13 protein-coding genes and 1 pseudogene are annotated in these 12,662 nt (G+C 42.2%); 1 reads left to right on the top strand and 13 read right to left on the bottom strand.

What is annotated here, in order from left to right; translation table 11 throughout:
- Positions 1–291, top strand: a pseudogene (locus tag EDM58_RS25990) (hypothetical protein); the annotation flags it as partial.
- A 361-nt stretch (positions 292–652) separates the two neighbouring features.
- On the opposite strand, the gene fliT reads toward EDM58_RS25990, so the two are convergent.
- The 13 genes from fliT to EDM58_RS04100 are packed head-to-tail and all read right to left on the bottom strand — an operon-like array spanning position 653 to position 12,602.
- A complete protein-coding gene (fliT, locus tag EDM58_RS04160) occupies positions 653–1,012 on the bottom strand; it encodes a flagellar protein FliT (RefSeq protein WP_122912235.1) in 360 nt (119 codons plus the stop codon).
- Positions 1,013–1,022: 10 nt separating this feature from the next.
- Positions 1,023–1,400, bottom strand: coding sequence for a flagellar export chaperone FliS (gene fliS, locus EDM58_RS04155; RefSeq protein ID WP_122912232.1), 378 nt, complete (start codon positions 1,398–1,400; stop codon positions 1,023–1,025).
- A gap of 18 nt (positions 1,401–1,418) precedes the next feature.
- On the bottom strand, positions 1,419–2,867 hold the full coding sequence (fliD, locus tag EDM58_RS04150) for a flagellar filament capping protein FliD (protein ID WP_122912231.1): 1,449 nt from the start codon (positions 2,865–2,867) through the stop codon (positions 1,419–1,421).
- A gap of 12 nt (positions 2,868–2,879) precedes the next feature.
- A complete protein-coding gene (gene flaG, locus EDM58_RS04145; RefSeq protein WP_122912230.1) occupies positions 2,880–3,239 on the bottom strand; it encodes a flagellar protein FlaG in 360 nt (119 codons plus the stop codon).
- A gap of 59 nt (positions 3,240–3,298) precedes the next feature.
- Positions 3,299–4,006, bottom strand: a complete 708-nt coding sequence (locus tag EDM58_RS04140) for an acylneuraminate cytidylyltransferase family protein (RefSeq protein ID WP_122912229.1) — start codon at positions 4,004–4,006, stop codon at positions 3,299–3,301.
- Positions 4,003–5,049: a nucleotidyltransferase family protein gene (locus EDM58_RS04135; RefSeq protein ID WP_122912228.1), complete on the bottom strand. Its 1,047-nt coding sequence runs from the start codon at positions 5,047–5,049 to the stop codon at positions 4,003–4,005. The genes EDM58_RS04140 and EDM58_RS04135 overlap by 4 nt, the downstream gene beginning before the upstream one ends.
- A 31-nt stretch (positions 5,050–5,080) precedes the next feature.
- Positions 5,081–5,701 (bottom strand): acetyltransferase, encoded by a 621-nt coding sequence (locus tag EDM58_RS04130; protein WP_122912227.1) that lies wholly within the window; start codon positions 5,699–5,701, stop codon positions 5,081–5,083.
- Complete coding sequence (neuB, locus tag EDM58_RS04125) at positions 5,698–6,771, bottom strand: N-acetylneuraminate synthase (RefSeq protein WP_122912226.1); 1,074 nt, start codon at positions 6,769–6,771, stop codon at positions 5,698–5,700. Before neuB ends, EDM58_RS04130 begins: the two co-directional genes overlap by 4 nt.
- A complete protein-coding gene (gene neuC, locus EDM58_RS04120) occupies positions 6,771–7,946 on the bottom strand; it encodes a UDP-N-acetylglucosamine 2-epimerase (RefSeq protein ID WP_122912225.1) in 1,176 nt (391 codons plus the stop codon). Before neuC ends, neuB begins: the two co-directional genes overlap by 1 nt.
- Complete coding sequence (locus tag EDM58_RS04115; RefSeq protein WP_122912224.1) at positions 7,933–9,123, bottom strand: LegC family aminotransferase; 1,191 nt, start codon at positions 9,121–9,123, stop codon at positions 7,933–7,935. Before EDM58_RS04115 ends, neuC begins: the two co-directional genes overlap by 14 nt.
- Positions 9,120–10,145, bottom strand: a complete 1,026-nt coding sequence (locus EDM58_RS04110; RefSeq protein WP_122912223.1) for an NAD-dependent 4,6-dehydratase LegB — start codon at positions 10,143–10,145, stop codon at positions 9,120–9,122. The genes EDM58_RS04115 and EDM58_RS04110 overlap by 4 nt, the downstream gene beginning before the upstream one ends.
- On the bottom strand, positions 10,142–12,007 hold the full coding sequence (locus tag EDM58_RS04105) for a motility associated factor glycosyltransferase family protein (protein WP_122912222.1): 1,866 nt from the start codon (positions 12,005–12,007) through the stop codon (positions 10,142–10,144). The genes EDM58_RS04110 and EDM58_RS04105 overlap by 4 nt, the downstream gene beginning before the upstream one ends.
- Positions 11,994–12,602: a hypothetical protein gene (locus tag EDM58_RS04100; RefSeq protein WP_183187416.1), complete on the bottom strand. Its 609-nt coding sequence runs from the start codon at positions 12,600–12,602 to the stop codon at positions 11,994–11,996. The genes EDM58_RS04105 and EDM58_RS04100 overlap by 14 nt, the downstream gene beginning before the upstream one ends.
- Between the last annotated feature and the right edge of the window lie 60 nt (positions 12,603–12,662).

Genomic DNA, 12,662 nt, shown 5'->3' with positions numbered 1-12,662 from the left:
CTTTTATTATGCGATATACAAGACGGGAGGGCAAAAGAATATTATCAAACAGAGATCGTTCCTTGTGCAGAGTTCATAAGGGAGCAATTACATATAAATCCAACCTGGTATACTCCGCCGTTCGGTGGTGGAGAAAAGAAAATGTTACTGATGGAAAGTATACAGGATGTATTACTTTTAGATGGGTATAAGGGGGCATTTACTAATATTAAGGGTCCAATTTATGATCTTAATTCTTTTTGGTTCAATCGATTTGACTGTAATGATTCCTTTTTAGATAATCTATTGTAATGTAACTAACGATTGCATGTGTTTGGCAAAACAACGTATACACTTTGGTAAACTAAAGGGCAGACCAATCCAAAATGTAAATTCCTCGCAAGCTAGTAATCTGCCCGACTTTTCAGTCTTTACTATAAAAATGTAGTCGTATGCCCACAAGGTGAAATTCAGATAATTGTACAGGAGACGGTGCAAGCCCAGGCAGCAATATTGTTGGAGTGGTTTGCACAGACACAGAAAAAAGTTCAGGCGGGGCAGGCGCCACATCCGTCGTTGGGGAAAGGTATTGATTGGATGTAAGGGTATATGAAGATTATAAATAACACTAATACTACCTTTTACGTGAAAAACGGCCGAGTTCCGGCCGTTTTTAATTTTTGCGATCAAAAAATGCTCCGTATCCACTCGGTCCTTCATCATTATACGAGTGCATCGCTTGTTTGCTGCGCTGTACGTTGTTTAGCTGTTTTTGCACACCTTGTTTTCGTTCGTCCATGAGCGGAATGAGTCGTTGGTTTAATTCGTTGATTTTACCTAGCTGCTCCCGCTGTGCTGCAGTGAGCATAAAACCTGTGATCCCGCTGCCTTGGAATTGCAAAACGATTTCCTCCCGCTCGTCCAGGATAGCGAGCCAATCGTCCGGTTCAGATTCTTCCTTGATAACTGCTTGCTCAAGACGCAGACTCGCCTCAAACAAGCGGTCTAATAGCACATCTACCGTCTGGTCCATTGCCTTCATCCTACCCTTGTTTCTTCGCCAACAGCATGGCTTCCTTCCAGGTGTCTCGGAACTGGACGAATAGCTCCTCTACCTCGTTTAAAATTGTGATGTCTTTACGCATGTTTGCTTCGACTGTGCGTTGAAGCATGTATTCGTAGAGTTTGAGGAACTCCTTTGATATCTCGTAATCTTTGTTCAATGTAGACATCAATTCATACAGGATGTTCTGGACTTTGAGTGATGATTCATGGGCTTTTTCCACATTTTTTTCTTCAATAGCGTTCTTCGTCTGTTTGATAAACTTCAGCGCTCCATTATAGAGCATCAAGGTCAAATCGGCAGGAGTCGCGGTTGTTACCTGATTGGATTGATAGGTCTGAGCAGCATTTTGTAACATCTGCATCGCTCCCTGTTATTATTGTTGCCCCAGCATTTGTGCGAACCAAGAACCTTGGGATTGGGCTTTGGACATCGCCTTTTCCATGGCAGTGAATTGTTTCCAGTAGCGGTCTTCGATGATTTTCAAGCGGTCTTCCCAGCGCTGGATGTCTTCGTCTGTTTGCTTGAGTTTTTTGGCTAGGCTGCTGTCGTCATAGACGCTTCCAGACGAACCTGCCTCCTTCGTAACCTTGTCCATGATTTTATTCAGTTCGCTGTAGAGACGTTCAGCTACGCCGCTCTCTTTGTATTTCGTAGCAGGGTCGTTAGAACTGCTGTAGTTCGTGAACAGCTTGAGCACATCGTCGCCATTATTGCGAATGGCTTCTCGAAGCTTGTCTTCGTTGATATACAGTTTACCGTTTTCCTGGTAAGCGAATTTTCCGGACGGAGGACCGCCGATCCCGATCTCGGAGAGCGTATCAAATGCAGTGTTTACACCAGTTACCTGCAGTGATGTGCTCAAGGCACGTCTCATTTCGGTCAATCCGCTCGTCAGAATTGGGTCACGCAAAAGAATGCCGCTCTTTGCCATCGCATCCATTTTTTCAGCTGTTTTTTCAGGGAGGGCTTCTTTTTCTTCATCCAGCAACGGTTTATATGATTTGTACTTGGGTTCCGATATCTTCTTGTTGATCGTCTCGATGATTGCGTTGTATTTGTCGACGAAATCTTTAACTGTATTAAAAATCGCTTCGTCGTCTGTTTTTGTCCTGATGACAACGGGAGTCGAGGTTACTTGTTTTAAGTTAAATTCAATACCATCGAAAGTAAATGTGTTGCTCTTCGCTTCATAAGGCACCCCGTTAATGGTAAATTCAGCAGCTTTAGCCGGTGAGCTCTGAGAAGCTACCGCCTTATTTGGGGTCTCGACTTTGAAATCCTTCTCGTTTGCAGCGGTCAGCACTAATTTATCGTTAAAAAATGAAGCCTTTATGCCTGTATCCGAGCTGTTGATTTTACTAACGATTTGTTCTGCCGAATCGGTGGCAGAAATAACTACCTCTGTGGTTTTAGCATACGAACCATCTTCCTGTTTGTCTGTATGCAGTTTTAGCGTAATCCCTTGTACATCAGATAAAGATAGCTCAGATACTACTGGGGGTGTACCTGCTTCTGCGAGTTTCGTTACCTGAACCGTATAGGAGGGCAACTCCGGTTTGCCTTTTACAGTCGCTGAAACAACACTATCATTTTCCGAAGACGCCACTTTCTTGCTAAAGGTGCTGGACATCCGAAGAGTTTTCAACGAATTTTGCAGATCTGCCAGAAGCGTATTCATTTCCCTGTAGGCGTCGCGTTTCCATTCAATCGTATATTTATTGCGTTGCAAACGGTTGATAGGTTCACGCTGCGTTTTCATCAGGTCTTTGATAATCTTCTCTGTATCCATCCCTGATGCCATACCACTAATGCGTATTCCCATTTCTTCAGCCTCCTATCTTTTTTCGTCCACGAGCAAGCCGATCATTTCATGCATTTTGGCGACCATATCCATGATTTTCTTTGATGGAATTTCCCGAACAACTGTGCCGTCATGATCGTTGATGATCTGAACATAGTATTCATTTAACTTTTCATGCAGTGTAAATTTGAGATGCGTAGAACTTGATTGCATAAATTTGTTCAAACTTTCTACTTCCCGCTCCAAGTCAGCGCGCGTGATGCTATTTTCCTGTTGATATCCTGCGACTTGTGGGTCTCCTGATTGGGCTGTCAGCTTATTTCCCGTACCTTGAAATTGATCGACATATGGTACTTTTACATACCCAGCTGCATTACTCCCTTGGATACTCACACCTTTTCCTCCCCAATGGATACCTTTACCATTGTTATCGGATAAAAGTGGTCTTCCATTTACATTTCTGTGCTAGACATTTTCTTTTCACGGATGATCGTTTCAAGTATACAAAAGTCCAACTCCGTGTCAACATCAATGGAACGCTCTTTTGGCATAACATAACCTACAGTTTCCTTATCCAGGAAGGACCGCGTTTGCTGTAGCCAGTTCGTTTTTGCCACGTAGACAGCTCCATTTAGAACATATACATTTGGGGCATCTTGTCTTCGAGGAACCGGTTTGTCCGAGACAACTACAGGCTTTAATCCACTTTCAACCGTAAGTTCGTACATCCAATAGGGGGATTTATCCGTCAATGTTACAGAAACACAAGCATTAGCATTTTGTCTCAGACAATGCTCCAAACATTCATCAATATCCTCAGAAGTCCGCAGCGGTGAGGTTGGTTGCAGTAAAACGACATAATCGAAGCCAGACAATACTGAAACTGCATGCAGAACAGGATCAATCCCAGGTGTATCGTCCCTGGAAAGAGAACTCGGCCTCATAAAAGGTACCTCTCCCCCACACTGTCTGGCCACTCCTGCAATTTCTTCATCTTCGGTGGATACCACAAGCCGATCTATGTATTTCGATTTTTTAGCCTCCTCAATCGTCCATGCTATTAAAGGTTTTCCAGCCAACTCGCGTATATTTTTTCTCGGTACTCCTTTTGAGCCTCCACGTGCCGGTATGATCGCCAACACTGATTTGTCCTGGATCATCCAAACACCTCCGCGAATTCAATATTCGCCCGTTCAAAGTCTGCCATGCGGCCTATATCCAACCAGTATTCGCGAATAGGAAAAGCAATTGTTTGTCCTTCTTCTTTCATCAGGAGATCAAACAGACTTGGCATGTCAAAGAATTGATTGTGTGGGATTTTCTCTAGTACATCTGGGTTAAGAACATAGATACCCGCATTAACGAAGAAGCGTTGGATTGGCTTCTCTTCCATAGATACGAGTCTTTGCTTGTCTAAGGTAACAACACCATACGGAATTTGATGATCATATTCGCGCACACACATGGTCGCCTGAGCTTGATAGGTCTTATGAAAATCCAGCAAATGATCAAAATTCACCTTCGTCAACAAATCTCCATTCATGACAAAGAACGGTTCGTTTGGCCGTTCTGGCAACAAACTAAGCGCGCCTGCTGTCCCCAGCGATTCCTTTTCCACCAGATACTGAATGGTGACGTTCCAGCGGCTTCCATCTCCAAAGTATTCTTGTATCATCTCTGCTTTGTATTTCACTGAAATATAAAATTTGTGAAAGCCCTGATCAATAAAACTTTGCATGATTGTTTCCAGCAGTGGCCTGTTTCCCACTTTTAATAATGGTTTTGGGCAATCATGCGTAAGAGGATAAAGTCTTGTCCCTAATCCCCCAGCCATTAAAACAACCCAATTATCTTTTTTATCAGGACTCAATAAATCATTAAGCATTTCTACATGTACGATTTTTCCATCCTCATCGACGATTGGAATTTGATGAATCTGCTTGATTTTCATGAGAGCCAGAATATTTTCTCTCGTATCGTAAGGGGAAGATACGGTCGGATATGGATTCATAATCATAGAGATTGGGTCTTGCAAATCTCTTCCTTTCAATAATCCCCTGCGAATATCCCCATCTGTAACCGTTCCTAGCAACTTATCATTCTCGTCAGCCACCAGTGCAATTTGACGAGCATTTCTATCAATAATTTCCAATGTGTTGAGAATCGGCGTATCCGGGGATACCAATAAATCTCTCCAGTTCACCTTTGTCCCGCCTTTCTAAATGAATCTTCATTTACATTTTTCGCGCAGGAACCCCCGCCACTTTGGTATACTCATCCACATCTTTTACGACGACGGACCCAGCAGCTACAATGCTACCTTTTCCAATGGTCAAACCTTGAATGACGACTGCTCCAGGGCCCAGGTGGGCATCGCTTTCTACTTTCACATTTCCCGAGATGACACATCCTGGTGCAATGTGGACATGTTCTCCTATTGTGGTATCGTGATCAATCGTTGCGCGAGTATTTATGATTGTATTGGGTCCAATATATGCTCCAGCTTGTACTACTGCGGCTGCCATCACTTGGACCCCTTCTTCCAATACAGTGTCAGGCGATAATATAGCAGCCGGGTGAATGATAGCAGGGAAAGAATACCCCTTTTCCTTCCAGGTTAAAAACAGCCTTTTTCTCCTGTTATTATCACCCACTGACCCTATACCATTGACCAAAAAAATTTCATCTGGATTATACTGATTCACTACGTTGTCATTTCCCAGACATGCAAAGTCAAGAACCGGGGCACAAACCCCAAGGTCAGTAAAACCAATCACTGTTTTTCCGCATAATTGCAAAACTTCCATAACAACTTTGGCATGGCCGCCACCGCCTAAAACAATATATGGCCTCACTGTTGTATCACTTCATCTGCTTCATAATCTTTGGCTGCTGGTTTTCCAATCCACTCCCAGTAATGCATAGGGGAGATTCCGGTACCAGGGCGTTTCGTGGTGAGATTCATTTGGCTAAATAGCTCCCCTTTTTGAATTTTACAAGCAGCTACCAAGCTTTTACGTGCAATTGGTTTATTCTTTTGCTCAGATGGGGTGGCACGCTTAACCGATGATCCCAAAGCCAATTCAACCTGTCGAATAGAAGTAATCATGAGTTTTAATTCATCTGGCTCCAGAGACGCTTTGTGGTCCGGCCCAGGAAGTGTTTTATCTAGGGTAAAATGCTTCTCAATAACGGTAGCTCCACGGGCTACTGCACCAATAGCAACAGCAATACCCTCTGTGTGATCAGATAGTCCTACGGGTAACCCAAAAGCTTGTTCAAGCGTGTCCATCGCTCTTAGGTTGACATCCTCAAATGGAGCAGGGTACTCTGTCGTACAGTGCAGCAGCTTCACGTTCTGTTTTAATATTTTTTGCCCCTCGTGACTGGAAAAAACCTCTTCTAATATAGACGGATAAGGTTGCTCACTATGTCCCAGATAGCCATATGCCAAAACACGCAATGCATCTTCAACCTCTCCAATTGTGGACATTCCCGTAGAGAGCAAGATAGGCAACTTCGTTTGCGCTGCTTTTAATAAAAGTGGCCCGTTCGTAATTTCTCCGGATGGTATTTTCAACTGATCAACTTTCAAATGACTCGCTAGTAAGTCGACACTCTCTAGATCAAAAGGAGTTGAGAGAAATTTGATATGATGATCTTGGCAAAAATGCAATAATTCCTCATGCATAGCTTGATTCATTTCTAGCCTTTTTACCATTTCTAACTGGCTTTCATCCTTTGATGTGCTCTTTTTTTGGTAATCAGCTTTTTGAGCGTGCTTACTAACGATATTTTCAGCTTTGAATGTCTGAAATTTTACTGCATCTGCTCCAGCCTTTGCTGCTTGAAAAACTAGTTCTTTTGCCAAGTCAAGTGAACCATTATGATTCACTCCGGCTTCTGCAATGATGAATGTCCGCATTACATGTCCCCCATTGAAAGGTCATAGAATGTTTTTCTAAGCAATGGCTCTAGTTTCACATCCTTCAGAACATCTTTTACTTTTCCAGAAACATATTCTTCACCATACGGCGATTTCATTGAAATCAACTTTTTTTGAAATTGTTCTGAAAAGGATAACCGGATAGCATCGCAAATAGATTCCTTTGAAGTTTGGCAATTTATAACCGAGATTGCTTGAATTCTACCTTTTTGTCTGTCACCTATATTTATCGTCGGTTTCCGAAAATAAGGGACTTCTAAAATCCCGCTTGATGAATTGCCAATGACTGCGTCCACGTGCTTGATTGCACTTAAATACCTTAATTGCCCAAGCGAAACAAAAGCTCGACACCTCTCAGGATTTTTCGCGACATACTCATCGATCATTTCACTGATGAATCGACCCTCCATGTCAGCGTTCGGTTTTGTAATGATACATTTCACATTCGGAAATTCATCCAAAGCTTGGAATAATTGATTGATGGCAGTCCTTGAATCGTCTTTTTCCAAAGTCACTGGATGGTAGGTTAGAAGTAAGTTTTTTTCACCAAGAGTAAAATCAATGGACTTTTCAAAAGTTGCCCGGTCCATCAATTCCAACTTCCTAATATTATCTAACCCTATAGCTCCGACCGTATAAACGCGATCAGGTTGCTCACCTAATTGAATCACCCTGTTTCGATATACTTCTGTGGACACAAAATGCAAATGAGACATTTTTGTAATAGAGTGTCTGATTGCTTCATCAATAACACCTTCGGTAGTCTCTCCTCCATGCAAGTGAGCGATTGGAATACGAGCCACCATTGCTGCTTGTGCTGCCGACAATATCTCAAATCGGTCACCCAATAACACAATAAGATCAGGCTTTAGTCGATCAAAGGCTCTAGCAAACCCAATAGTTCCTATTCCCAAAGAAGTGGCTATCCCTACAGATGTATCACTAGAGAGCAGCATTTCCACTTTTTCATTTAACTCAAAACCGTCTTTTTCAATGTTTTGATAAGTAAGGCCGAATTCTGGAGATAAATGCATACCTGTAGCCACTATTTGCAGTTCGAGATCGGAATCCTCCTCAATCTCTTTCATCAGCCAATACAGAAGACCGTATTCCGCCCTGGTTCCTGTCACAATACAAATTTTACGCTTTTGCATAGGCAGCCCCCAAATATGAACTGCTTGGTATATTGATAATGGTTTTCTCTAAATCCCTTGCTACTGTCAACTCCATTTTTGGTGCAGAAGTATAGATCGGTAAATCACACAATAACCTCCACACCGGTCTGGTCATCAAACCTAGATCATTGGTTGTCTGCAGGATTTCGTCGCGAAGGAAACTCCACTCTGTTGACACCCTTATGACATTGAGCCAATAATTGCTGGTCGCAAATTTTGGTTCAATAAAAAAGGAAACCTCGTCTATTGGTGAAAATGCCTTTTGGTATACAGATGCCAATGCTCTTTTTTCCTGGACGAACTGGTGCAGCATTTCCAATTGAGCGCATCCTAGAGCCGCATTCAAATTTGGCATTCGATAATTGTAGCCAATATGGTCATGAACAAATTCCCATTTATGCGGTACTTTTGCCGTCGTTGTAAGATGTTTTGCTAATTGCCCCAGTGAATCGTCATTTGTCAAAATAGCACCGCCGCCACCCGTTGTGGTAATTTTATTTCCATTAAAGCTCAATGCAGAGACACGACCCCAATTCCCTGTATGGCGCCCTTTGTAGAAGGACCCTAGTGATTCAGCAGCGTCTTCAATGAGTTCCAGATTGAAACGATCACATACTTCCACGAGAGTGTCCAAATCCACAGGATGTCCAAAGGTATGCATCGGCAAGACGGCTTTTATTCGTCTGCCGGTTTGCTTGTTGTAGCATGCCCCATCTTTAACCTCAGCAATGTCTTGTAAATAGTCTCCCAGTTTGATAGGATCCAGTCCCAACGTTTCATAGCAGCTGTCCACAAAGTGAGGAACTGCCTCACAATAAGAAATAGCATTCGCGGTGGCGATAAACGTAAGTGCAGGAAGAAGAACCTCGTCATTGCGTTCTACCCCGACTAATTTTAGGCATATATGCAAAGCCGCCGTGCCATTTACAACGGCCACAGCGCGCTTTACACCTGTATATTCCTGAAGCATCTCTTCAAAACGATCAACATATTTGCCTACTGACGAAACCCAGCCTGTATCCAAACAATCTTTTACGTAATTCCATTCGTTTCCTTGAAAGGAGGGTTCATGCAACGCGATAAAATCTTTATCCGTCGGCAGACTCTCTTGCAAGACGGATACGATATTGTTAATGACGTCTGCTGATTGTTTCATAAGTTGTAGATCCCCGCCTTATATAGGCGTAAATTCTCTGCTTGCGTGAACCAATCAATTGTTTCTGATAAACCCCGTTTGAAGCCTTCTACTCCACCATAAGTTGGCTCCCATCCAAGCAGGGCTTTGGCCTTGCTGTTATCTGCCCACAATCGCTCAACTTCACTCTTGTCCGGGCGAATACGTTGGTCGTCCGAAATGATTTCAATGTCTTGTCCCATTAGTTCTGCAATCAGATTGGCAGTTTGACCGATCGAAACCTCGTAGTTGCTTCCGATATTAATTACTTTTCCGATTGAGTTTTCTGATTGAGCAACTGCTAAAAATCCGGATACGGTATCTTTTACATAATTGAAGTCACGTGTCGGATGTAGGGAACCCAGATGTATTCGCCGTTGTCCGCTAGCAATTTGTGTAATAATGGTCGGGATCACGGCTCGAGCCGATTGTCTTGGGCCGTAGGTATTGAATGGACGGATCACGGATACAGGAGTACCGAACGAACTGTAAAAAGACAAGGCTAACTGATCCGCCCCGATTTTACTGGCAGAATACGGCGATTGGCCTTGAAGTGGATGTTCTTCCGATATAGGTACGAATCTGGCTGTTCCGTAAACTTCGCTAGTCGAGGTATGGACGACCTTCTCAACCTCCAACTCCCGAGCTGCCTGGAGGACATTCAACGTACCTTTTATATTCGTATCCACATAGGTATCTGGGGAATGGTAGGAATAAGGGATGGCTATGAGTGCCGCCAGATGAAACACGACATCACAGCCCTTCATTGCTTGTTTTACTCCGTGAGGGTCGCGAATATCTCCGGAGAAAACCTCCAACTGTTTGGTAATCTCTTTCGGAGCCTGATCCAGCCACCCCCAGGAGTTGAAGGAATTGTACATCACAAAAGACTTTACGTTATGTCCTTGCTTGATTAGCTCTTCCGTAAGGTGCGATCCAATGAAGCCATCTGCGCCAGTTACCAGGATGCGCTTTTGCCTCAAATCCAGCTTTTCATTCCTCATAATTCACTACCTACTTCCAATACCTGTTTGTGCATTTTCTCCAGCAACGGCTTAAGCTGTTGGGTTTGAACTCGGCATTGTGTTAAGTAATTAACAAAATATTCCAATGCCTTCTCCGCTTTCTCCACAGGGTCATGATGGAAACGCGCTTCTTCAAATGATTTCATAACAACATCAAAATCCAAGTCATTCATAATTTGAATAAAAAACCAATAAAAGTTATTAGCTTGCAACTTATCAAATTTACTATCAAACTTATTGAATAGCTTCTCAAGTTCTCTTTTATTAGATCTTTCGATTGCTTTTTTCATTTGATCAAACAATTGAAAAAAGCCTTTATAGATTCCTTCAAGCTTCTCACACTCATCAACTAACTCCTCGGACTTCTTATAAAAAAAATCCCTTCTATATTTGACAGAGTAGAGACTAACCCAATCATGATCTACCGTATTCTTTTCCTGTAGCCTCTCCTGAATTACTCTTTCCAGGGGTATATACGTAGTGCCTTCTATGTGAGCGCCACCTTTAGTTGTATTTATCACTTCTGTACCTGAAAAAGACTGAATAATGGACTCCATTTCATATCTAAACGAGTCATATGCCTTTATTGTATACATATCGTTCCCTTCAACATCCTTGACGATATACGCCTTTTTCAAATGTTCAGTGTTGATTCCAACATCCTCCTTACTCCCCGATGCATAAGAACGATCTTTTGCATATCCCAGGTTCTGACCTACCAACACAATTGGGTTGCACCCCAATCGAAACAATAATTGCAAGGTAACCGTCGCAATAGATTCAGCCGAGTGCACAACCTCCAATCCTTTACCGTCTGTTCTCTCTAAATAAAATGGGCTAACAAAATCTCGGTCTAATAAGAAGTGAAGCATGGGACCAGGATAGTTTTGAATAGTCTCAAAACCTACAACACTCCCAAAAACAAGGGGGATAGAATCAATATTCTCATCTTTGATCCTCTGAAAAACCTGTGAATTTTTCAGACTCGGGTCATATGTACATGCTCCATCGGGATATATCCCTTTTTCCAACAAAGCATTGATAGCAGTACCTACAGAAAAAATATATGCCAGACCATTTTCTTTTATATAGCGCAAATTCTCATATTCATAGTCCAATGACGGTCCGGCTGCTATTAGTATGGCAGGTTTGCCCTTGAAAGATGCGGCCTCTTCGTGAAGAATATTCGGGGTTTGATAAATTGTCGGCAAGTTCATGATGCTGCTGATTACCGTACGCTTTGAAAATGATGCAGCTGCATAGTTATATTTTCTACGCTCATAGATCATGTCAAAAAAATTATTAATGAAACCTTTAGTTTGCTTATTAAAAAGCCTCTCATAAATTGGCAATATAATAAGCAGAACATCTTTTTTCACTCTGCTGACAAAATGCCGAAGATTATTTTGTGGTGACTCCCCATTCTCACAATAAAAATATTGTAGATTGCCAGTAACGATTTCATCAATCGGTACCCTAGCTAAGTAATGTTTGAGGATGGCTAAGTTAGGTTCGTACAAAGAATATTTGATCTCAGGATATCTTTTTGCAAATTCCTTGATATGGTACCCAAGACCAATGCCATAAAAGAAAACCTGTTTATACTTCCCTACGTCTTGAAGCGTATCGATCCAGCGCCCAGCTTCTCCAACTGGGTCATACTTGCTGTGAAGATAATTCCACCCATTTACTGTTCGTACGAGTAGAGTAGCCTGACCCTTGGCATTTGTTTCAGCTTTTACTTCTTCATCCAAGATTTCTCTCCCCGTCATATTCATGATCGCAGGAATAGAAAACTCTTTCGTTATTTTTCCTTGAAGAGTGTAGTCAACTAATAACATCAATCTCTACCCCATTTTTTGTCTTTAATACATCTTTAACCGTTTGTTCAATATTTGTAAAGCGAGAAATTATTTCGTATTTCAAAATGTCCCCCACCAACACCAGATCTTGTTGGGTTATCGCCATTTCCAACATTTTGACTTCCTCTATTACATTAAATTTTAATAAAAGCGATTCGCTATCAGTATCCGTACTATTGGTTGAAAGATACAAAACAGCCTTCTCAATCCACTGAATTCCCTCCAATAGTTGTGAGACACCATGCCATGCCTCTTGGTCAGGGTTTAGGTAGAATTTACCTGACAAACGTTCCAGTTCTGGTATCGATCTGGAAATATATTCGCTGATAGAACAAAGGATCTCCGTTTTAAACTTCTCCACACTTACAGCCTTTATCACCACATTTTCTACTGCTTTTCCCGCAGCTAGCAAGCTCGCCAATGGATCCTGATAAACATCTATCCCGTCAACCGTAATGTGACTATATACTTGTCCTTTATCTGCAATCAATTTATAAGCAGTATGAAAAACAGCAGTCAATTGGTTGGTATCTTGTCCCTCATAAAGTATTTCCTCATACAGCCTAATTTTCATCATTTCTTCCTCCAACCTGTTTGGTTTACTATATATATCGGCATACAAAGTCGAATCTAT

This window comes from Brevibacillus panacihumi (genome assembly GCF_003710985.1).
Taxonomy (GTDB): Bacteria; Bacillota; Bacilli; order Brevibacillales; family Brevibacillaceae; genus Brevibacillus; species Brevibacillus panacihumi.
Note: the sequence above shows the minus strand (reverse complement) of the source record. Positions and strands in the feature narration are given on the sequence as shown.

What these genes read in the sequence shown, in the direction of transcription:
- fliT (WP_122912235.1), bottom strand. Translation starts at nt 1,012, where the DNA reads ATGGACCAGACGGTAGATGTGCTATTAGACCGCTTGTTTGAGGCGAGT.
- fliS (WP_122912232.1), bottom strand. Translation starts at nt 1,400, where the DNA reads ATGTTACAAAATGCTGCTCAGACCTATCAATCCAATCAGGTAACAACC.
- fliD (WP_122912231.1), bottom strand. Translation starts at nt 2,867, where the DNA reads ATGGGAATACGCATTAGTGGTATGGCATCAGGGATGGATACAGAGAAG.
- EDM58_RS04140 (WP_122912229.1), bottom strand. Translation starts at nt 4,006, where the DNA reads ATGATCCAGGACAAATCAGTGTTGGCGATCATACCGGCACGTGGAGGC.
- neuB (WP_122912226.1), bottom strand. Translation starts at nt 6,771, where the DNA reads ATGCGGACATTCATCATTGCAGAAGCCGGAGTGAATCATAATGGTTCA.
- neuC (WP_122912225.1), bottom strand. Translation starts at nt 7,946, where the DNA reads ATGCAAAAGCGTAAAATTTGTATTGTGACAGGAACCAGGGCGGAATAC.
- EDM58_RS04115 (WP_122912224.1), bottom strand. Translation starts at nt 9,123, where the DNA reads ATGAAACAATCAGCAGACGTCATTAACAATATCGTATCCGTCTTGCAA.
- EDM58_RS04110 (WP_122912223.1), bottom strand. Translation starts at nt 10,145, where the DNA reads ATGAGGAATGAAAAGCTGGATTTGAGGCAAAAGCGCATCCTGGTAACT.
- EDM58_RS04105 (WP_122912222.1), bottom strand. Translation starts at nt 12,007, where the DNA reads ATGTTATTAGTTGACTACACTCTTCAAGGAAAAATAACGAAAGAGTTT.
- EDM58_RS04100 (WP_183187416.1), bottom strand. Translation starts at nt 12,602, where the DNA reads ATGAAAATTAGGCTGTATGAGGAAATACTTTATGAGGGACAAGATACC.